Genomic DNA, 20,930 nt, shown 5'->3' with positions numbered 1-20,930 from the left:
AAGAAGGTCCAGACCTGTTGACATGTCCTGAATCCGGCTGGACATTATGACTCCCCGGGAGGTGATGTATGACGGTCCAGACAGCCCAGCTCCACCCGCGCACCACCGCGCATGACGCCCGGCGTGACGTCCGCTCCTCGGTCCTGTGGGCGCTGTACTTCAACTCCCCGCTCAGCAGAGACCAACTCGCCCTGCGTACGGGCCTTGACGTCGGCGCTGTGGACACGGCTGTCGGTGAACTGCTCACCGAGGGCGTCCTCATCGAGCCGGACACGGACCCGCCGCGGCTCCGGCTGGTCCGTGCACACCGGTACGTCATCGGCGTCGACATCGGTGAAACCCGGGTGCGTATCGCGCTGTTCGACCTGGCCCTGAACCAGCGGGCCACCGCCGACTATGCGCTGTGCGTCGGACGGCACGACGCCGACATCGTTGTCGGCCACATCCTGGCCGGCCTCGACACCGTCATCGACAGCGCCGGTGTGCCACCGTCCGCGATCCTCGGCGTCGGCATCGGCGTCTCCGGCGTGGTGGAGCGCGGACCCGACCCCCTCGTCCACGGCCAGTCCTTCGGCTGGGAGGCGGTGCCGTTGGAGCGGCTGCTGCGTGCGGGCACCGCGCTGCCGCTGTTCGTCGACAACGGTGCTACGGCGCAGGGCCAGGCCGAGATGTGGTTCGGTGCCGCGCGTGGCGCGGACACCGCGGTGATCGCGCTGATCGGCTCGGGCGTCGGCGCGAGCATCGTGACCGGCGGGGCGCCGTACCGCGGCGCGACCAGCAGCGCGGGCGAGTGGGGCCACACCACCGTCCAGGCCGGGGGCCGCCGTTGCCGGTGCGGCGCCCGTGGCTGTCTGGAGGCGTATGTGGGCGCCGAAGCCGTCCTGGAACGCTTCCGCCAGGCCCGGCGCGGCCGTCCGGTTCCTGGGGGGGACGAGGAGTCCGCGTTCACCGCGCTGCTGGCCGCGGCCGGCACCTCACCCGCCGCACAGCGTGTCCTGGAGGAGGCGGCGGTGTACCTCGGTGCCGGGATCGCCAACCTGGTGAACCTCTTCAACCCGCAGCGCGTCATCCTCGGGGGCTGGGCCGGGCTGCTGTTCGGCGCCCGGATGCTGCCCAGGATCCGGGAGTCGGTGGCCGCGCAGGCGCTGCGCCGGCCGTACGCCCACACCACCATCGCGCTGGGGCGGCTGGGACCGGGCGGTGTCGCACTCGGCGCCGCGACCCTCCCGGTGCGCCGCTTCCTCGCCGACGGCGCGCATCCGGACCGGACTCCCGTGCCCCAGCGGTCCGTTCGGCCCGTTGGGCCTGTTCGGTCCGCGCGACCCGTCCGGGCCGAAATCACTCCCCCTGGATGTCCCACCGGACCGATGTTCCACCGGCCGTGACGGCACCGGCCGCAGCACCTTCCCCGGACCGGCGACCACCGGCCCACCCCCCACAGGAAGGCACCACGGTTCCATGCGAACGCCCCTGCGCACCACCGTGATCGGCCTGCTCTCGGCCACCGCGCTGGCCGCCATCCCCTGGTTCACCGCCCCGGCCAACGCCACCGGGCCGCACACGGAGAAGACCACTACCGCCTCCGCCGCCACTTTCACCGAGAACTTCGACGGCCCCGCGGGCAGCGCCGTGGACAGCTCCCGCTGGGGCTACGAGACCGGTGACAACGTCAACAACCACGAGCGGCAGTACTACACCGACGGCACCAAGAACGCCGCGCTCGACGGCCAGGGCAACCTGGTCATCACCGCACGCAAGGAGAACCCGGCCGACTACAACTGCTGGTACGGCCGGTGCGAGTACACCTCCGCCCGGCTCTCCACCGCCCGCACCTTCTCCACCGCCTACGGCCATGTGGAGACCCGGCTGAAGGTGCCGCGCGGCCAGGGCATGTGGCCCGCGTTCTGGATGCTGGGCACGGACATCGGCAGCGCGGGCTGGCCCGACTGCGGTGAGATCGACGTGATGGAGAACGTCGGCTTCGAGCCGGGCACCGTCCACGGCACCATCCACGGCCCCGGCTACTCCGGTTCGGGCGGGATCGGCGCCGGTTACACCCTCCCGGATGGAGCCGCGTTCGCCGACGACTTCCACACCTTCGCCGTCGACTGGTCCCCCGACAAGATCACCTGGTCTGTCGACGGACAGGTCTACCAGACCCGCACCCCCGCCGATCTGGGCGGCAAACGCTGGGTCTTCGACCACCCCTTCTATCTCATCCTCAACCTCGCCGTCGGCGGCGACTGGCCCGGTGACCCGGACGGCGGCACCACCTTCCCGCAGTCGCTCGTCGTCGACTACGTCAAGGTGACCGGCGTCAACTGAGCCACCCCGTACCGCACCTCACCCCCCACACCCGGCCGCGGCCCCGCACCCCGCGGGGCCGCGGCCGGGATCACGATCCCGACCGCGTGGAACGGGCCGTCCGGGCGGCGAGTAGCGTGCTCCCATGGACATCGGTGATGTGGTCGAGGACTTCGAACTTCCCGACGAGACCGGCACGGCCCGTACGCTGAGCGGACTGCTCGCGGACGGGCCGGTGGTGCTCTTCTTCTACCCCGCGGCGATGACTCCCGGCTGCACCAAGGAGGCGTGCCACTTCCGCGATATCGCCGCGGAGTTCAGGGCGCTGGGCGCACAGCCGGTGGGCATCAGCGCCGACTCGGTGGAGCGGCAGGCGGAGTTCGCCGACCGCCACTCCTTCGGCTATCCGCTGCTCTCCGACCCGGAGGGCACCGTACGGGAGCGGTTCGGCGTCAAGCGCGGACTCGCGGCCGTACCGACCAAACGGGTCACCTTTGTGATCGGTACCGATCGCCGGGTGCTGGAGATCGTCAAGAGTGAGTTCCGGATGACGGTGCACGCGGACAAGGCGCTCGATGCGCTGCGGAGCGCGGGGAGCTAGACCCTGTCGGGTCAGCGAGCCCGCTGCGAGCGTACGGACCCATCGGCGGGCCGCGCGGTGCGGCCCGCCGAGGGGCGGTCGGCGCTCACTCCAGCAGGCAGAAGGCAAAGGTGAATTCCGCCGGTGCGGCCATGAGGCGGTACGGCTCGAGCACCCCGGGCCCGCACGACAGACTGCCGATGCCCTGCTGACCGTGGTCGAGGTTGACCCACACCGTGTCCTCCGACGCCACCAGATCCGGGGTGTGCGTGGCGGCGGCGAGCTGCTCACCGGTCCAGCGGCGCGCGGTGAACCAGAACGGCGGGGCGCCCTCGATCCGCACCCCCCGTCCGTCGGGCGCGGACAGCCGCGCCCAGCGGACATCCGGCCGCGCCCCGTTCTCCTGCGGCCGGACGTACGGCGTCTGCATCGCGTCGACCGGCATGGCCCAGCGCCCCAGCCGGCACGCCGCCCTGGTGTCCGGGTATCCCTCGCCGGGGCCGCCGCCGAACCACTCGGCATGGCCCAGCGCGGCCGGGACCTCAAGCCGCAGCCCCAGCCGCGGCAGCGGACAGCTCCACTCACCGCGCGGGGTGACCGAGACCGCCAGCCGGAGCCGGTCCCCGGCGGCGGTCCAGCGGTAGACCGTTTCCAGGGCGAGATCGGTCGCCGCGGCGGCCACCCGCACCCGCACCGTCAGCCCGGTGGCGTCCGGCTCCACCGCGTCCACCCGGTGCTTCATCCGGTGCAGCCCCAGCTCCCGCCAGATCAGCCCGTAGCGCTCATCGGGTTGCCAGGACGCGCCGTTGTCGTTGTCGGTGGGCGCCCGCCAGACGTCCAGCCGCGGCCCGCCGACCGCGAGCGCGCCGAGCGCCGTGAGCTCACCGGTGGTGGCGTCGAAGACGCCCGGACCGAGCACGATCCGCCCGATGTCGCGGCGCGGCGCCTCCTGCGGGGCGGTGGGGTGCGGCTGCTCGGTCCGCACCCGGGCCGGGAGTTGGCCCCAGGCCACCGGATGGCCCGCCCCCGCCCACCCCGTGGTGGCGGCGAGCCGCGCCTCCACGGTCCACCGGGTCTCCTGGCCGGGCTCGGTCTCCGGCGGCGTGGGCAGTTTGAGCTCGGCGGCGAGCCCCGGGCCGAGCGGGGGAACCGCCAGCTCGCCGGTGGCCAGCACATCGCCCTCGGCCTCGTACGCCCAGGAGAAGGCCAGATGGGACAGATCGGCGAAGTCATGGTGATTGGCGATCCGTACCGTGCCCGCTGCGCCATCGCCGTCGATCCGGACCGGCTCGATGACCTTCTTGTACTCGGTCAGTCCTGGCGAGGGGGTGCGATCGGGGAAGACCAGACCGTCGCAGACGAAGTTGCCGTTGTGCAGCTCCTCGCCGAAGTCCCCGCCGTACGCGAAGTACGGTGTGCCGTCGGCGGTGCGCTTGGCCAGACCGTGATCGATCCACTCCCAGACAAAGCCGCCCTGGCAGCGTTCATGGGTGTCGAACGACCGCTGGTACTCGCTGAGTCCGCCCGGTCCGTTGCCCATGGCGTGCGCGTACTCGCACTGGATGAACGGCAACCGGCGGCGCTTGGCGTCCAGCTCCGGATCGCCCAACGGCGGTTCGACGCGCCGCCCGATCTGCTCGACCTCATCGTGCGGCGCGTACATCCGCGAGTAGATGTCGGTGTCCGCGCAGGACAGATCGCCCTCGTAGTGGATCACCCGGGACGGGTCGCGCTCGCGGATCCAGTCGGCCATCGCGGACAGCCCGCGGCCGGTGCCGCACTCGTTGCCCAGCGACCACATCACGATGGACGGATGGTTCTTGTCGCGTTCGACCATGCGGGCGGCGCGGTCGATCAGCGCCGGGGTCCAGCGGCTGTCGTCCACCGGATTGCCCCGCCAGTCCATCTCGACAAAGCCATGAGTCTCCAGATCGCATTCGTCGATCACCCACAGCCCCAGCTCGTCACAGAGCCCGAAGAAGGCCGGATGGGGTGGATAGTGGCTGGTGCGCACGGCGTTGATGTTGTGCTGCTTCATGAGCGTCAGATCGGCGCGCATGGTCTCCAGGTCCACCGCGCGGCCGGACTCCGGGTGGAACTCATGCCGGTTGACCCCGCGGAACAGCACCCGCCTGCCGTTGACCTTCAGTACCCCCTCCTCGACCACGACGGTGCGGAAGCCGATCCGCAGTGGAACACTCTCGCCCACCGTGGTCAGCCAAGCCTCGTACAGCCGCGGGGTCTCCGCCGTCCACGGCTCCACGGGCACGCTGACGCTCTCCCCGGTGGCCAGGTCCAGGCCCAGTTCGGGCACGGTCACCCGGCCACCGGGATCGGCGTCGATCCGGAGGGTGCCCGCACCGCGTACGTGGTCGTACGAGGCGTGGACGAAGTAGTCCTCGACACAGCCCTCGGGGCGGTGCTCCAGTGTGACCTCGCGGAAGATCCCCGGCAGCCACCACTGATCCTGGTCCTCCAGATAGCTGCCGGAGGACCACTGGTGCACCCGCACCGCCAGCACATTGCCGCGCGGGCGCAACAGCCCCCCGACGGCGAACTCGTGCGGCAGCCGGCTGCCCTTGAACGTGCCCAGCTCCTCCCCGTTGAGCCAGACCCGGGCACAGGACTCGACGCCCTCGAAACGCAGCACCGCGTCGCCGCCGTCCGGCCACCCCGGGGGCAGGTCGAAGCCGCGCAGATGGTCACCTGTGGGGTTCTCGGTGGGCACCCTCGGCGGGTCCACCGGGAACGGATAGAGGTGGTTGGTGTAGATCGGCGCGCCGTGGCCGTGCAGCACCCAGTGCGCGGGCACCGGGACCTCGTCCCACCCCGAGGCGTCGTAGCCGGGGCGGGCGAAGGAGTCGTCCTCGGCGGTGGCGGTCGGCGACAGCCGGAAGGCCCAGGTGCCGTTCAGGCTCAGCCGCGCCGCGTCGGTGTCGGCGGACCAGGCACGGGGCGGCAGCGCTCCGCTGCCGGGCGAGACGTCCTCGTAGTACGGAAGCGGCGGGTGCGGCGGGTGCGGTGGGTGCTGCGTGTGTGACGTATGCGGCGTGTGCTGCGTGGAGCTCATCGTTCTCCTCGGTCAGCCTTCGGTCAGCCTTCGATCAGCCTTCGATCAGCCTTTGGTCGGGTCAGTCGTGGCCACGCTGGTCGAGCACGTAGGTGGTGATGGAACGGCCCGGCAGCGAGGCCGAGACCGTGCCGCCGGACACGGCGGGCCGCTGAGCCCCGGCCCAGTTCTCGGTGGCCGAGGTCCGTACCGCGGAAACGGCGGACAGACGCTGTCCGGCCCCGAGGTCCAGCTTCAGCCCCGCGGTACCGTCGCGGTGGTTGTTGACCACCAGGATCCAGCGGCTCCGCTGCCGGAAGGCGGTGACCTCGACATCGCTCGGCGCGCCGGTCACCTCGTGCAGGACGGCACCGGGGCGTACGAACTTGCTGTACTGCCCGAGCGCGTAATAGCGCTTGGTGGGGTAGAGCTTCTGATTGCCGTTGGCGGCGTACTCCGGGTCGTAGTAGATCAGCCCGTCGTTCCAGCCCTGGTCGTTCTTGGCACCGGCACCGGTCTCCGGATCGGCGCCCATCTTGTTGGACAGCGCCGTCCACCACTGGAACGCCGCGTCATGGGCCACGGTGAAGTCCTTGTGGATGATCCGCGACATCGACAAGGCGTTGTCGATGGTGGGGTCGTACTCCTGGGCCCAGTCCGTACCGCCCTTGCCGAAGCAGCAGATCTCGGTGGACCAGGACGTCTTTCCCAGTGCCTTGGCCGTCCTTGCCACCTCGGCGCGGGCGGTGTCGCTCGGGTTGTTGTACGTGTGATGCGCCAGCTTGGCGACGTAGCGGGCGGTGCCCGGGGTGTTCAGCCACTGCGGGACCTGGGTGACGAAGTCCTCGGTACTGCTGGACTCGTCGGAGGTGATGCCGACGCGGGAGCGGCGCGCGTCCAGCGCGGCGCCGAGTGCCCGGACGATGTCGTCGCGCTGATCGACCCCGACCAGCATGCCTTCCTGGCCGCATTCGGCGAAGCTGTTCGTCGGCTCGTTGAAGGGGCTGATGTAGTCCAGGGCCATGCCCTTCTTCGCGAAGTGGTCCGTCACATCGGCGAGGTAGCGGGCGAATCTCTTCTCGTCGGCGGATTCGAGATACCCGCCGCAGCTCTTCCCATTCGTCTTCCAGCGGGCCGGGGCGCTGTTGACAAAGCCGATCAGATCCTTGACGCCATAGCGGGCGGCGTAGCGGAGGAAGGCACGGCCGCCGGGGTCCCTGGACCAGTCGTAGCCGCCGTCTGCCTTGCCGTCGCCTGCCTTGCCGCCGTCTGCCTTCAGGAAATCGTCGGGGGCGCGCTCGGGCGTGGTCACACCGGTGCCACCACCGCCGATGTTGTAGCGGTAGGCGGACAGGGCGAGCCCGTCGCGGCCGAACAGCATCCGGGCGGCCTCGGCCTTGCCGGAGGGGGAGAAAGCAGCCAGGTCATTGACCCACCAGGCGCCGGAGGCACCGATGTTGTCGATGGTCTGGGCGGGGGCGGAGGAGACGTGGGCGGTGGCTGCGTTCTCCGCGTTGGCGGGGGCGGCGGGGGAGAGGGAAGCGACGAGGGCGAGCGCGGTGGCTCCGCCCGAGAGGAGTGCGCGTTTCCGGGTGCGGCTGTGTGGGGTGCGGCCGTGTGGGGTGCGGCTGTGTGGGGTGCGGGTCGCTGGCGTGCGGGTCGATGGCATGGCAACCCTTCCGTCGTCACGAGGATGTGCTGCGGATCGTTGCTGCGGCAGTGGTGCTGGTGTTTGTGCGGCTCTTGCGCCCGGTCGACGCGAGCCAGCCCTCCAGAGCGAAGGTGGCCGCGCCGAGGCTCACGGGGTTGGTCGGTATCGGGGACAGAACGATCTCGGTGCCCACGAGTGGACGGCGCAGCGCACGCCCCGCCACGGCGGCGCGCACCTCGGTGAGCAGCGGTTCACCGAGTCCGGCCGCCACCCAGCTGCTGAGCACGAGCACTTCGGGGTTGAGCAGATTGACCAGGTCGGACAGGCCCGCGCCGAGATAGCGGGCGGTGTCCTGCACCGTCTTCACGGCCACCGGGTCGCCGTCGGCGAGCGCGCGGCCGAGCGCCTCGACGGTGGCTGTCTGGTCGTCGGGGTGCAGCAGCGGGCTGCCGGGGCTCAGCTCGCGCAGATTCTGCATGATGCCGGGGGCGCCGACGTAGGACTCCACACAGCCGTGGGCGCCGCAGTGGCACAGCCGTCCGTCCAGCACCAGGGTGGTGTGCCCCCATTCGCCCGCGCTGTTGCTCGCCCCGCGGTGCAGGGTGCCGCCGAGGGCGAGCCCGGCCCCCACGCCCGTACCGAGGTTGACCACCACCGCGTGCTCCCGCCCGCGGGCCGCCCCGAACCACAGCTCGGCCACAGTGCAGGCGCGTAGCGGATTGTCCAGGTGGAGGGGGTAGCGGAGATGTCCGGACAGCAGGTCCAGTACGGGGACGTCGTGCCAGTCCCAGTTGGGCGCGAAGACCGACACCCCGCCCTCGCGGTCCACCTGCCCCGGCATGCTGACGCCGACCCCCAGCACCTGGTCGTCGGGGATCGCCGCCGCCTCGACGACCGCCCGTACGGCGGCGGCGATCCGTGCGATCACCTGGCGCGGTTCGCGTTCCCCGGGGCGCTCGGGGCGCAACTCCTCGTCGGCGCGGGCCAGCACGGTGAGCGAGAGGTCGAACACCTCGACATGGATGTACGTTTCCGCGACATCCACCCCGATCAGCGCGCCGCCTCGGGCGTTGACGGCCACCAGTCCGCGCGGCCGTCCGCCGTCGGAGTCCTCGAAGCCGACCTCGGAGATCGCCCCCAGGTGCAGCAGCTCACCGACGAGCGTGGCGACGGTGGCCAGGCTGAGTCCGGTCGCCGAGGCCAGGTGCTGCCGGGACACGGCGGGGGACTCGGCGATGACATGGCGCAGCACTTCATAGCGGTTCACGGTACGGATGTCCCGGGAGGTGCGCTTCACTTCTTGATCGTCTCCGAAGGACGGGAGTTGGCCGGGGGTTGGCCGGGACCGGCCGGGTGGGCGTTGGCCGGTGACGCGTCAGCGTAGGGGCGCGGATCCGGCTTGAACAACCCCTTTGCACAACCCCTGTAGGAAGTCCGGGAGAGGAACCTCGCGGTGACGACCGACCGCGGTCGGTCGTGGCCGGTCGCGATCGGTCGCGGTCGGTCGCGGCTCAGCGAGCGGTGAGGACCTCACGGACGACGGGGCCCGCGGCGTCGCCGCCGTGGCCGCCCTGGGTGACCACGGCGGCCGCGGCCATGTCGTCGCGGTAGGCGGTGAACCAGGCGTTGGTCTTCGGTTGGCCGTCGATCTCGGCCGAGCCGGTCTTGGCACCGATGTCGCCGGTCAGCCCGGACATCGCCCGTGCGGCGGTGCCACTGGTCGCCGTCAGCCGCATCATGCCCTTCAGCTGCTGGACGACGGCCGGGCTCAGCGCTCGGTCGCTGGTGGCGAGCTGCTGGTGGCCCACCGAACGCGGCACCAGCACCGGCTGTTTGAACGCGCCCGTCCGGGCGGTGGCGGCCACGGAGGCCATGGTGAGCGGATTCATCTGCACCGTGCCCTGGCCGATGACGGCCGCGGCCAACCACGCGTTCGTACGGCCCGGCGAGCCGAACCTCATGACGGGCGGGTACGGCATCAGCCACTCGGAGGTCTCCACCCCGCGAACCACCGTCCTGCACGGCGTACAGCTGTGGGTGGCCCTGCCCGAAGCACACCACGACGCCGACCGCGACTTCCAGCACCACGTCCCCGGCCCGGTACGGCTCGACGGTGCCGAAGCGAGGGTTTTCCTGGGCTCTCTCGCCGGGGAGGTCTCCCCGGCGCGAACCTTCCGCTCCTCCTCGGGCCGAACTTGTCCTCGTACCCCCCACCACGGTCACCCTCGCCGTGGAGCCCGGCTGAGCCTCTGAGAGCTCTCGCGTGGCCGGTGATCCACGCGCCATGGTGATCGACCGAGCTGCCGCGACTGGCGCCGCCCGCATCGGGCGTGTCCCCCGCTGCTGACAGCCAAGATCTTCGTGCGGAGCGGGCAGTGCTCGCCGCCGTGGCAGGACGTGGGGTGCGCGGGCTGCCTTCGCCGCCGGGCTCTTCCTGCTTCCGCTTCGCTGCCTGGTGGAGAGACCCTCCTGGCCGGCCCCCCCGGCGGCCGACTCGTGGACGCCGCACGCAACCTGCGGAAGACGTACGGGATCGACGCCGCGGCCGGACAGCCGCATCAGGGCGTACCACCGAGCGTGGACGGTCCCCCTCGGTCGGCAACCGCGGAAAAATAAGGGCAGCTCATCAAAATAGCCGGAGAGTTCGGTCCCGCACGTTGAGACCACCTTTGATACTGATCGCGCATCATGTGCTTGCTGATATTCACTCCTCGTCAGGAAAATTGGCTCACCGTGATGTTGCATGGGCTTGTGGACATAAGCGGCGTGAGTTCTGTTCTCCTGCCGCGCTCAGAGCGGTTCGCCGAGCGAGGGCCTAGGAGTACGCACCGCCACGGCCCTGGCCACCGAAGAGACCAAGTTTTTCGAAGGGATAGGGCCGATGGGTAAGTTTGAGAAAGGGAAAGGGCTGTCCGGCAGCACCTTCAGTGGCCCCCAGCCCGAGCCATCGGAGGCGTGGACCGCGCCACCTGAGGGGGTGCCGGACGACCTCGTGCAGGCCCGTGCCGCCGTGGCGGAGGCGATCCGGAAAGCCCGTATCGAACACCCCGGAAGGTACGACAACCTCCGTGGCGTCGCTATTGGGGCCACGGACTCCGCCCGGCCACTCAGCGGCGATAACGCGTCGCTATGCCTGCTCGTAGCCGACTCGATGTCTGACGAGAAGGTGCGTTCCTGGCTGACGCGGCTTCTCGGCGATGCCCTGAACGGCATTCCGCTCAGCGTCCGGGTCGTGGGCGACCTCCACACCTTCCAGAACGCGCACCAGCAGCGCAGCAGGCCGGCGCCGCTCGGCGTCTCCGTGAGCCGGACCGGCCCCGCCGCGGTGCCCGTGGGCACCTTGGGCATGCTGGGCGTCGGCCGCGGCGGAGAGCGAGCAGAATGGCTGCTCATGGTCAGCTGCAACCACGTTCTGGCCAACTGCAATATGAGCCAGCAATGGGATCCCATTGTGCAGCCGGGAATGGGCGAGGACGGCCCCAGCGGCGACCCCATCGCCTTTCTGGAACAGGCTGTCCGCCTCGATTTCCGCCCGGGCAGCGTCAACTACGTTGATGCGGCCACTGCCCGGTGCCTTCCTGAGGACTGGGTCAGCTCCTGGGTACTGAACACCACGGTGAATCCGCCCAACCTTCTTCAGTTGGGGGACCGGGTGATCCCACCGGCCGCGATGCCAGGGCAGGTGGTCGCAAAGTCCGGCCGCACGACGGGCCTCAGCCGTGGGACGGTCACTGCCATCATGGCTCACGTCGAAGTGACAACGCCTGTGGGTAACGCATGGTTCGACCACCAGATCTTCGTCTCTTCCACCTTCGGCACGCTGTTTGCGGCGCCGGGTGACTCCGGGGCATGCGTGGTAACGGCCGAAGGGCTGTACCCCGTCGGCATGTGCATCTCCGGCAACGTCACTACCGGCGTCTGCGTTGTCACCCCCATGCAGGCGATCCAGGACAGCGTGCTCGATTTCTCCCTCGTTCGGGACTGGAACCCGCCCGTCTCGGACGCCTCCCTCGGCGCTGCGCAGCGGCAGGTACCACCCGCGTAGCCCTGGCGGCGGCATGGGTGATCGGCGAGGTTGGACATGGCCGTCGGGCCCATGGCCAGGTTGTGGACCGGGGGGCGAGGGCAGCCGTGGCGGCACGGCCGGTGACGTGCGCTTCATACGCAGTCATGCGGCGCATCAACGTCTGCCGGGCCTTCGCCGCTGAGGACTGAAGTTCCCTTCACTCGCGAACAATGCTGGCTTCGGAAAGCGAGAATCGAGATGAGTTCGCCGCGCGGCACCCGTCGAGTGAGTGGGGATGAGTGAGACGGCGTGCTGGGATCGACTGGCCGGTGCCCCCGCGCAGAACTGCTCAAGTCGAAGCGGCTGGCCGAGCTTACGCGTTGTTAAGTTGCGATGAGCCGCCACCAGAGTGCGTAGGGTGGTAGGCAGACCGATAGCTGGTGTTCTTCCGCGGTGATTTCGGCGACGGCCGCAGCCGGTGGTGACCCAGAGGCTGTCGGAAGGAGGACCGCTGCGCTTTCCCGTCGTCAGTCTCCGGCGGGTGCCGAGCCAGCGGGCGAGGACGCTGCTCGTGAATACGTCGAGGGGATACCACTCGCCACCGACGTGGACGCGTGGCAGTCTGTACTGCAAATCCACGTCCTTCAATCGCATGACGTGCAGGTCTGACAGGCCATGGCCCGTGCATACAGCAAGGGCGACGATGGCAACCGAACGTTCCCACGTAGCCGGGTTCATTCGCGACGGTGGGTTTTGGGCGAGCAGATGGGCAGTGCGGTGGGCTTCCACGGGTGTGAGACGTTGAGCCGAATTGAGCTTTGGGCGGGGCAGCTTCAATGGCCTTCCACAGAATCTGGAGAAAGTGTTGATGGTTGTGATACGGGCGGCCATTGAATTAGGGGCAGCCATAGCACGGGACCCCTGAGACCCGGTGCGGCGGCGGGTAGCGCCTTGACGGGCAGCGGTCAGCCAGGCTTCGACGTTCCTCTGGTCGAGGAAAGTGTTGGTGTCTAGTTCCCCGATGTCGCACGGGAGAGCGGATCCAAGGTAGTCGAGGTATTCATGAAGGTAAGTTCGACGCTGTGCACGTGTACTGCCGGAGAGCCCTCTGAGGAACACCTCAACTGCGGAGTGTGCGGAGCCTGAAGCAGCGGTCATGGTCCCGAGTATGGAATTCCCAAGACACCTGACTATGGTAAAGTTGCTGCCGTGTCAAAATAACAGCAGCTCGTTGCATTGGGCTGCTGAATAAGGGCCGAGGGAATAACGATCTTCATGACCGCAAATGACTTCCAATGCGGTTGCTGTTATTTCCTCCTGGCGATATCCGATTGCCGTAACGTACTGAAAACATTCTTCTTTGCATACCTGGATCCCAGCCGCGGGCGGACAATGGCTCGGCCGCCGTTTCGCGCCGAATCCGGTACGTGCGGACGAAGGCGCGGCCGAGGTTGGTCCCGACCCGGGTGGAGCAGGCGACGGCCATCACCGAGCCGATGCCGGGTGCTTCGCGGTACGGGTGGAGAGCCGCCGCACGCCCGCGCGGGCCCGACCTTCTGCTCAGCCGGTCTCGTCCACGGCCAGAATGCCACCGAGGATGCCGAGGTGGTCGGCGGCGTGACGCGGATGCCCTTACGGACGACATGGGCGTCCCAGCGGGCCGGAGGTACGGCCTGCTCGGCCCGTTGCGGGCGGTTCTTGCGTTCGACGTTCGGCAGCAGCCCGAGCAGACAGGCGGGCGGTGGCCCGGAACTCGAAACGGCCCGCGATCCAGGCCATGCTCAGGTCGGACCTCGGCTCGGACCTCGCTCACCGCCGGACAGGGGCTGCGCTATGGCCTGCGGCCCCGCACGTTGTTCAGGAGTCCACAACCTCCGGTGATCCCGTGGCGGCCGTACGCTTCCCACCCGGGGGCGCCGCACGATGCGAAAATCGCCTGGAGTATCAGCCTGTGAAATCATTTTGGTGGGTCTCCCACCAATCCTGAAGCCGCATGCTCGCTGCGGCTCTCCGCAGAGCTTCGTTCCCCTCGATGCCACGAGTGGAGAACTCATCTCGAGCCTCTAGGAGCAGCCAATGGCCGAACTGGTCCGGAATTTCTTCCCCATGGGGAGGCGGAAGAGCTCGGGGCGCCGTTTGGCTCCCGGTATCGATGATCTCTTGTCTGGCCCGCTCGTATCGATGGCGTTCCATCCTCGCTCCTTACAGAGCAAAAGCTGATCAGCTGATCGCTGATCTGCTGACGTGTCCTTCGGCCGCCGCCAGGAAGTTCTCCAGCACGTCCCCGAGAAGGGTGATCACATCGTCACGCGGAATGGCGGCATTGAGGTAGGCATACATACCGGCCGTTTCTTTCATCATGCCCATATCTGCCCAAAGGGAGCGCAGGCAATCATCGCGCGGGCGTCCATTACTCGCAGGAATCGGCTTTATACTCGAGGCGAGGGCGAGTAGCTGAGCCATCTTGTCCCTGAGCCCGTCGAGTTGTGTGTCGATGTCCACCACTACGCTCTGGAGAGTTTTCTCGATCCGGCTCACAACTATGGCGGCAGTCGCACGTTGAGCCTGGCGGCTGCTGGTTGACATCGAATCAGTCTCACGTTGACGATAGCCGTCTCTTGCGGCCAGCACTTCACTGCGGCAGGCCGCGACCATGCCGGTAAGCGGATGCCGGAGCCGGAGGAGTGTACGCTCCACCGATGTCATCCACGATAAACTGTCGTCAACGAATCCGGCATCGCGCGCGGCATATCGGTCGATGAGAGCCGGGAGCTCCATCAGATGCTGGTTGAGCATATGGCGGGTCAGGAACAGCATGACCGTTCTCCGTGCTTGGCATGATCGGGGGCCCGCTCGCCAGAGAGTCACTCGGGACCGAGCCGCCGTCTCATGGCTCCGTCTTCAGTCCGTGTGATTTCCCATTCGAGCCCTTCTTCCTTGATGGCCAGGCTCAGTCGTGCGACGACCGCGGGGGAAACGCGTTCCTTGACCTCGGCTGAGACCACGTTCACACGGATACCGGGCGGATGGCCGGGTGCCATTTCGGCTGTCTCGTCAACTCGGCGCCGCACCGTGTCCAGGATCCCTCGCATCCTGTCCGCGTCAAGGTGTTCCGCGAGAGGCGAGGCCTGGAGCATGTCGCGGCTTGTCGTCACCGTCTGACGGCTGACGGCTTCCGTTTGAAGGTGGCCGCCGGGCTTGGTCGTCACGCCGCGCAGGTCGGCACGCAAGCGGCTGAGCAGCCGTTTCCTGACCTCGGCCGGTAGCTCGATGCCCCAGGCGGCAAGTTTCTCGGTGATGGCTGACACTGCCTCATGGGCGATGACTTTCGGTTCCTGGAATTGGATGGGGCTCCCCGCGGCACCTCCTTCGATGATGACCGGTAGGTCGACCCGAAGTTCGGGAAGCCGTACACGCGGTACGCTCAGTCCCTCGAGCAGTGGGTTGGCCCGGTACTGCTCCGCGATAGTAGCCGTCTGAAGGTCTGTCATGTGCCGTGCTTTGGCCACGCTCGACAAGAGCGTGCCGAGCAGTTCCGAGAGTTCTGTCACGTCGTCCCCTACCCTCAACCCGAGGCGCTGTCATGGAATGGCCATGTGTACTGATATCCATGAAGGGGACGGTGTTCCCTGCCACATGGCACGGAACACCGTCACCGCTGGAGAGCGAGATCCAAGCGTGTTTACTCGTCACCGCTCCACGGTCTACTGCTTTGCCGGGACTGCCGGTTGACTTGTTTGGCCGGCAGGAGCTTCTTGGATACTGCGCTCGAGTATGCCCAGGAGTCGCTCGGTGCCGGCGGGAAGTTCATCCTGCACGGCCTTCACCGCGACTGCCATGGAGTAGGAGCGCTCGACCTTGGAGCCCGAAGTTGTCGACTGCTGATGAGCGTAGTTCACCTTCAGCTGGGCAGAGAACGGGCCCCAGCCCACTGAAGCATCGAGCGATGCGTGCAAGTCGTCGGACGAGGCCGTCGTCGACTCTTGGATCGAATTGATCTTGGCATTGAACTCGATGGTTGTCTCCGCGACCCTGATGAACGGAACTGGCAGCATCGTCAGGATCGGGACGGTCAGCTTGTACGGCTGGTGTTCGACGCCTGTGACCACACCGTGCTCATTCTTCCGCTCCACCGGCTTGTCGTACGAGAAGCTCACAAGGGTGGGACTGCCGTCCTGGCCGAACCCCACCGACTTGATGTAGTCGACCGACGACTGCGCCGACTGTGCCTGAGCTTTGACCACTGCCGACAGTGGTCCCCCGATCATCGCTGAGAAATCGAGGCTGGAGAGTTCGTCGCCAACGCTCATCACGATCACTCCTTCATCGCAAAAATTCGGGAACGACGGGACAACCGGTCGATTACTCGGAACAACCACCGAGTAACCTTGCGGCAATTCCCAGTCTGCCCCACCGCCAACTGGACCGAAAGTCGACAGAACAGTGGTGTGCTTCATAACAGCAAATCTTCATCCAGCGCACCCACTTCTGATGTACCCGCGCACGAGTCGGTTTCCGCGATGAGCCCGCATCAGGTACGTGCTGTTATTGGTCATAAATATCTCGTCATTCGGCCCCGTCAGGGCGTTCGTGCTGAGGAGAGCACTCGATGGCCAGGTAATCCCGGCGGAGTTGCTGATGCGGATCGGTCACCGCTTCGCGTGCCGGTCACCGCACCCCTGCGGGTTGCAACCTGCCCGGCCGGGGGCGCGCATGCCTTCTGCACCCTCCAGCGCATATCCCGGTCCCCGAAAGGGCAAGGGCGCGACGTCACGGGCGGCGGGAGTAGCCCCGGCGGTCCCGCCGTGCGGGGGGTGCTGGGCAAACGCTCGAACCAGTCACGGCCGCCGCCGGCTATCGATCCTGCTGACCGCCTTGGTCGCGGCCCCTGCGCCGTCATGCCGCATGCGGCTCTACCTGCTTTCGGACGGCCCGGTCGTTCGCGACGATGGGGTCGCGCGAGCGAGGCAGGGATGGATTTCACACTGGCTGCCGTCGATGGCTCAGATGACTGTTCCCCCTGCCCGGCCACCTTTTCCGCACTGCTGATCAGGCTCTGCGGACCATCGCTTGGTAGGGCGAGGACAGGCGGAAGAGGTCGCGCCGTACCGTGCACGGCAAGGGGAGCGTCATGTCCGCCCCCGCGGGAATCGACATCGCCGAGGAGTTCCACTGGCTGGCCGTCGTCGACGACCGAGGTCGGCCGCTGTTGCACCACCGCGTTGATAACGATCCCAATTGCGAACTGCGCACTGCCGCTTGCGAGGAACTGCTCGATAGTGGTGTGGGCCGCTCGTGCGGGTGTTGGCCATGGGTCGAGACGTGCCACATCAACATCGGCTATGCCGTATCGAAATAACAGCAAGTGCCAGGGGCTCTCTGGCCCTGGGACCATCGATCGTTATCGATTGCTGAGGCGGTCTCTGCGGCCAAGCCGCTTGGCTTGTCGCTTGCTTCTTATGTCCGAACCGTCAGGGGAGTCGGGCCTCGAACCATGGCCGACTCGCCGTCGAGGTTTCCGATTGGACGGATTTTGAGTCCGTCGAGGTGCGCTTCCTCAGCACACAGGGAACGATTGCAGTGAGTCATTCCTGAGTTTGCTGGGGAACGCGCTGAAAGCGTGACAGCGTCGACTCCGGCGACTCGAGCACGCAGGGGTTAACACCTCTCCTCATATGTGGAAGGAGGCACGTAGGGTCGTGAGGCCCGTTAAGGCTAACGGGTCTCACAGTTTGCCCGATTCTCGGGCTGTCTGCGGGGTGCGCAGTTCGGCCGGGCTGAAGCCCAACTGAACTGCGCATCTGCCCTCGAGAGGACGGCCTCATCAATGGGGGTAGGAAGAGAGCCCGAACCCAAGAGGCAGAACCCAGGGACAGTCGGACTCAACCGAACATGACCCGCCTTGCTTGCTCCACAACAGCGTTTTGCTGCTGCTGTGTCCAGCCCAGGGCCTGGAGTTCTCTGCGTGCCTCGCTCAGTAGCTGGTAGCCCCAGTGATCCGGGACTGCGTCGTCGTGCGACTGGATGACGTGCGACCGGCCGGCTTGAGTGCTGCCAGCCAGGGTCAGCAGCACCTTGGCCTGGTTGTACCTGCGAGGTGCGATCGGCATCGTTCACTCCTCTGAGAGGTGCCAGCCACGCGGGAGGTTTTGGCGTGGCATCTTTCACGTCAACGGTACGGCCTGACCAATTCGGTGACATGTAATGCCGAAATAAGAGCGAAACGTGACGCTTCCTGCCGGGCGAGTCTGTTCCGAATATATGCCGGACTTTGGGTGCAGCATCCGGGATTCGGCGCCTGCTCTTATTTTGCCTCGCGTACCACCGGTGACTTCCAGCCCGGCTGCTGGTTCAACCTTCGGCCCCAGCCCTAGTCGAACTCAGAGCCACCCGCCGGCGCTGTGCGAGGTGACCGGTGTCGCACTGGACCCGGATCACGACTGGGTCCTGAACCTTGACCAAATCAAGGCGGCAATGCGGCCGAACTCTCGCGTGATGTCGGTGAATTTACCCCAACAACCCCACCGGCACGGTCATCAGCGCCGCCGAGTTCACCGCTGCAACGCCGCGTTGAACTCGCCCTGGTCGGAGTTGGCCACCGCCAGGATCTCGCCGGTGCTGGGCTTGAGTGCCACCACGGACGCGCCGACCCGGTTGGCCACGGCCTTCTCGGCGCTCTTCTGTACGGTCGCGTCGAGGGTGGTGCGCAGGGTGCCCCGCTTGCCTTTCGTCACCACATGCAGGGTGTCCCCGGCCGACCCGTCGGACCGCACCACCCACACCTCGACCTGCGCCGTACCGCCCACATCGTCCCCGTACCGCGCCCGGAGCGAGGTCAGCAGCGGATCGAGCGAGGGATAGCGCCCCTGCCGCAGCTCCTTGCCCTGCCGGTCCAGCACCTGGATCGGCGGATTCTCCGCCAGGTCCGTGCGGATCGTCTGGCCCTTCGCCAGCTTGGGATGGATGACCGAGGGCGCCCAGTCGACCAGTGGCTTGTTGGTCGTCCGGCCGCGCACCACGGTCAGCCGCGAGTCATAGCTCCAGGTCGAACGGGTCTTGCCGTAATGGATCTCCGCCTTGACCCGGAACGGCACCGTGGTGCCCTTCGCCTCGCCCGGCGTCAGCGTCACCTTCTTCACCCGGGCTTCGTCCCGGAACCCGCCCAGCGCGCCGAGGGCTGACTCCGCGTCGTTAGTGAAGTCGGACGCCAGCATGTCGTTGCCGTCCGCCCACGCATCGAGGAAGTGGTCCGCGGTATCCCGGACCTCGGACGCGGTCACCGGTCCGTCATGCGTCGTCGTAGTGCTGCCGCCGGTCACCCCGTTGTAGAGGTTGTACGCCCCGAACCCGGCTCCGCCCACCAACGCGACCACGGCCGCCCCCACAACGACCTTTCCCACTGCGCGCACCGTTGCCGCCCCCGCCCCCCAGATCTGATGGGCGCCGGCCCCTCCGGCGCCCCTCACTCAGGCAGCCTTCTCCATCTCCCCACGCAACGCCCGCGTATACACACGCAACAACCGCCCGTACTCAGCCCGCTCCGCCGGACGCAACGCCCGCCCGGCACGCGCCCGCAGAAACACGCGGATGGCCTCGTTGGCCTGGTCAGTGGAGAGGGGCATGGACGTTAAGGCGGGCTGACGAGGAGTAGGAGTCGGACACATGACCCCCACAATAGAGGCAGCCACTGACACCGCGCACTGGGTCTAAACCTCTCCGCGGCTCTCAACTGGCCTGATGAGGCGGTGATGTGAGCAACACCGCACCCTCGGCAGGGGGGTTCAGATCTGGGGCCTGGTGGCATATGCCCTGCTGTCGCTGCCATGCAAGGGCTGGGACACGGCGTCGGACGCCCAGGCGATCTCCCGCAGCTTCCTGATCGCCGCGCGCAACCCTTGGTGATGTTCTCCAACGCGCCCTTGTCCAGCGCCAGATAGGGTTCTTGCCGCTTCCGCTCATCGGGCACCCTCCCCGCCCGGAGTCATCGCGGTCTCCTGCGTACGTCCACCACCACCGCGTCCGGCACGATCCCCCGCGCCGAGGGGAAGAGCATCGATGCCTCCCGGGCGGCCACAACCACCGCGCCCCCGGCCGGGCCCTCCAGCGCCGGGATCACCGCGTCCAGCAACCGCGCCCGAATACGCGCTCGTCGTCCACGGCTCGTCGGGAGCCGAGCCCCGCGCCAGCGAGGCTTCATCGGTGAACGTGGAGATCCAGCGGATCTCTTGGTAATGGGCCGACATCAACACATCGTCGCCAACGGGCACCATCACCGCCGTGCGCCGGAACTTCCCCAACAGCGCGAGGGGATCCCCCTCCGCTGCCCGTATTCGCTCGATCTCCTCCCACAGTCCCATGTCGGCGCACCGCACCCTGTGCGCTCGCCCCCAGGTCGTGGTGCCCGGTACGCCTACCGTGTGCGCCTGTCGTCTGTGGCCCGGTGCGCACTCAAGCCGAGGGGGACCGGTGTCGGGTGGGTCTGGAATGAGTGCGTGGCCCGCTCGAGAAGGCATACCGCGAGGGTGAGAAGGCCGGTCCGGCCGCGCTGGACAAGATGCTGACCGCGAGGTCGGCGGATGACGACCTGGCTGCGCGAGAGCTCCAGCGTTCCTCAGCAGCAGCTCATACGCGATTTCGGCAAGTCCCGCGCGAAGGCCCTGAAGGACATCAAGGAAGGCCTCCCTCAGCACCGTCGCGCGGGAAGAGGCGGCGTGAGTCCGGCGCCCTCCGGTGAAGTAGCGGTGGGCGGGCCCCGTATGTTGCGTTGTTGCTTACCGACGAAATTCCGTGACGCCACAGGAGCCGGATTCCGTCGCGGTGGAGAGTGACGGATTTTCTGGGCTGCCGCCGACCATCAGCGACTGGTCATCGGTGGGTTCATCGAATCCCAGCGAAATCTGCGGGAAACGTACGCCGTCCGCGTCCTCTTCGACCGAGTACACCCAGGTCCCGGGACCATTGATGAGACGCGCCTTCCCGGTGAAGTCGGGCTCGACTTCACCGTCGCTGTTGAGATCAGAGAGGTGGAGTGGCCAGTTCTCCACGCGCAGGCTGTTGTCTTGGGGCAGTGCGTCCGGCTTGGGTGGAGCCAGTTCGATCTTCATCCCGTGCGGGCCTTTGTAGGTGCCGTACAGATTCGACTCGGACACATCGAGGTTGTGATTCTCACATGTTGAAAACTGATGCAGGATCGCTGAACAGTCCACCGGAAGAAGGACGCACAGCGCCATGACGAAGGCGATTCTCCTCGGCCACGTACTGAGGAACAGACGAAGCAGGCGGAATCGCTTGGTTTTCGCCGTCATCATGATGGTCCCTGTGACCAGTCGTTCGGGTTGAC

General features: G+C 67.5%; 15 protein-coding genes and 3 pseudogenes. 7 read left to right on the top strand and 11 right to left on the bottom strand.

Features of this window, described 5'->3' with window-relative positions; translation table 11 throughout:
- The first annotated feature begins 68 nt into the window (after positions 1–68).
- The 3 genes from AC4BEG_RS04710 to AC4BEG_RS04700 all read left to right on the top strand — a co-directional run bounded on the left by AC4BEG_RS04710 (position 69) and on the right by AC4BEG_RS04700 (position 2,905).
- Positions 69–1,385, top strand: a complete 1,317-nt coding sequence (locus AC4BEG_RS04710; protein ID WP_490704651.1) for an ROK family protein — start codon at positions 69–71, stop codon at positions 1,383–1,385.
- 73 nt (positions 1,386–1,458) lie between these two features.
- On the top strand, positions 1,459–2,325 hold the full coding sequence (locus AC4BEG_RS04705; RefSeq protein WP_490704650.1) for a glycoside hydrolase family 16 protein: 867 nt from the start codon (positions 1,459–1,461) through the stop codon (positions 2,323–2,325).
- Between the two features lie 124 nt (positions 2,326–2,449).
- Positions 2,450–2,905, top strand: a complete 456-nt coding sequence (locus AC4BEG_RS04700; protein WP_490704649.1) for a peroxiredoxin — start codon at positions 2,450–2,452, stop codon at positions 2,903–2,905.
- 85 nt (positions 2,906–2,990) lie between these two features.
- Here AC4BEG_RS04700 and AC4BEG_RS04695 read toward each other — a convergent pair whose 3' ends face one another.
- The 4 genes and pseudogenes from AC4BEG_RS04695 to AC4BEG_RS04680 form a co-directional block, all read right to left on the bottom strand.
- On the bottom strand, positions 2,991–5,954 hold the full coding sequence (locus tag AC4BEG_RS04695) for a glycoside hydrolase family 2 TIM barrel-domain containing protein (RefSeq protein WP_490704648.1): 2,964 nt from the start codon (positions 5,952–5,954) through the stop codon (positions 2,991–2,993).
- A 61-nt stretch (positions 5,955–6,015) separates the two neighbouring features.
- On the bottom strand, positions 6,016–7,602 hold the full coding sequence (locus AC4BEG_RS04690; protein WP_490704647.1) for a glycoside hydrolase: 1,587 nt from the start codon (positions 7,600–7,602) through the stop codon (positions 6,016–6,018).
- Positions 7,603–7,618: 16 nt separating this feature from the next.
- Positions 7,619–8,881 carry an ROK family protein gene (locus AC4BEG_RS04685; protein WP_490704646.1) on the bottom strand — a complete coding sequence of 421 codons (1,263 nt, stop codon included), beginning with the start codon at positions 8,879–8,881 and terminating at the stop codon, positions 7,619–7,621.
- Positions 8,882–9,095: 214 nt separating this feature from the next.
- Positions 9,096–9,515: pseudogene (locus AC4BEG_RS04680) on the bottom strand (penicillin-binding transpeptidase domain-containing protein); the annotation flags it as partial.
- Between AC4BEG_RS04680 and AC4BEG_RS04675 the strand changes: the two are divergent.
- Both AC4BEG_RS04675 and AC4BEG_RS04670 read left to right on the top strand, forming a co-directional pair.
- Positions 9,508–9,823: pseudogene (locus tag AC4BEG_RS04675) on the top strand (pirin family protein); the annotation flags it as partial. The pseudogenes AC4BEG_RS04680 and AC4BEG_RS04675 overlap by 8 nt on opposite strands.
- Positions 9,824–10,465: 642 nt before the next feature.
- Positions 10,466–11,629 (top strand): hypothetical protein, encoded by a 1,164-nt coding sequence (locus AC4BEG_RS04670; protein WP_490704645.1) that lies wholly within the window; start codon positions 10,466–10,468, stop codon positions 11,627–11,629.
- Between the two features lie 2,181 nt (positions 11,630–13,810).
- Here AC4BEG_RS04670 and AC4BEG_RS04665 read toward each other — a convergent pair.
- The 3 genes from AC4BEG_RS04665 to AC4BEG_RS04655 all read right to left on the bottom strand — a co-directional run bounded on the left by AC4BEG_RS04665 (position 13,811) and on the right by AC4BEG_RS04655 (position 16,047).
- A complete protein-coding gene (locus tag AC4BEG_RS04665; protein WP_490704644.1) occupies positions 13,811–14,407 on the bottom strand; it encodes a hypothetical protein in 597 nt (198 codons plus the stop codon).
- A gap of 47 nt (positions 14,408–14,454) precedes the next feature.
- On the bottom strand, positions 14,455–15,141 hold the full coding sequence (locus tag AC4BEG_RS04660; RefSeq protein ID WP_490704643.1) for a hypothetical protein: 687 nt from the start codon (positions 15,139–15,141) through the stop codon (positions 14,455–14,457).
- A gap of 153 nt (positions 15,142–15,294) precedes the next feature.
- Positions 15,295–16,047 carry a DUF2589 domain-containing protein gene (locus tag AC4BEG_RS04655; protein ID WP_490704642.1) on the bottom strand — a complete coding sequence of 251 codons (753 nt, stop codon included), beginning with the start codon at positions 16,045–16,047 and terminating at the stop codon, positions 15,295–15,297.
- A 674-nt stretch (positions 16,048–16,721) separates the two neighbouring features.
- Between AC4BEG_RS04655 and AC4BEG_RS04650 the strand changes: the two genes are divergently transcribed.
- Entirely contained in the window at positions 16,722–16,949 is a 228-nt protein-coding gene (locus AC4BEG_RS04650) for a hypothetical protein (protein ID WP_490704641.1), read from the top strand.
- Between the two features lie 523 nt (positions 16,950–17,472).
- Here AC4BEG_RS04650 and AC4BEG_RS04645 read toward each other — a convergent pair.
- From AC4BEG_RS04645 to AC4BEG_RS04635, 3 genes are all read right to left on the bottom strand, one after another.
- Positions 17,473–17,700, bottom strand: coding sequence for a hypothetical protein (locus AC4BEG_RS04645; RefSeq protein ID WP_490704640.1), 228 nt, complete (start codon positions 17,698–17,700; stop codon positions 17,473–17,475).
- A gap of 441 nt (positions 17,701–18,141) precedes the next feature.
- Positions 18,142–18,990 (bottom strand): NTF2-like N-terminal transpeptidase domain-containing protein, encoded by an 849-nt coding sequence (locus AC4BEG_RS04640; RefSeq protein ID WP_490704639.1) that lies wholly within the window; start codon positions 18,988–18,990, stop codon positions 18,142–18,144.
- A 581-nt stretch (positions 18,991–19,571) separates the two neighbouring features.
- Positions 19,572–19,718 carry a hypothetical protein gene (locus AC4BEG_RS04635; protein WP_490704638.1) on the bottom strand — a complete coding sequence of 49 codons (147 nt, stop codon included), beginning with the start codon at positions 19,716–19,718 and terminating at the stop codon, positions 19,572–19,574.
- Positions 19,719–19,965: 247 nt separating this feature from the next.
- On the opposite strand from AC4BEG_RS04635, the pseudogene AC4BEG_RS04630 reads away from it, so the two are divergent.
- Positions 19,966–20,292: pseudogene (locus AC4BEG_RS04630) on the top strand (RNA-guided endonuclease TnpB family protein); the annotation flags it as partial.
- Positions 20,293–20,361: 69 nt separating this feature from the next.
- Here AC4BEG_RS04630 and AC4BEG_RS04625 read toward each other — a convergent pair.
- The gene (locus tag AC4BEG_RS04625; RefSeq protein ID WP_490704637.1) at positions 20,362–20,898 is read right to left on the bottom strand and encodes a hypothetical protein; all 537 of its coding nucleotides are present in this window, start codon (positions 20,896–20,898) and stop codon (positions 20,362–20,364) included.
- Positions 20,899–20,930: the final 32 nt, after the last annotated feature.

The organism is Streptomyces sp. JLBJ103 (genome assembly GCF_058215575.1).
Note: the sequence above shows the minus strand (reverse complement) of the source record. Positions and strands in the feature narration are given on the sequence as shown.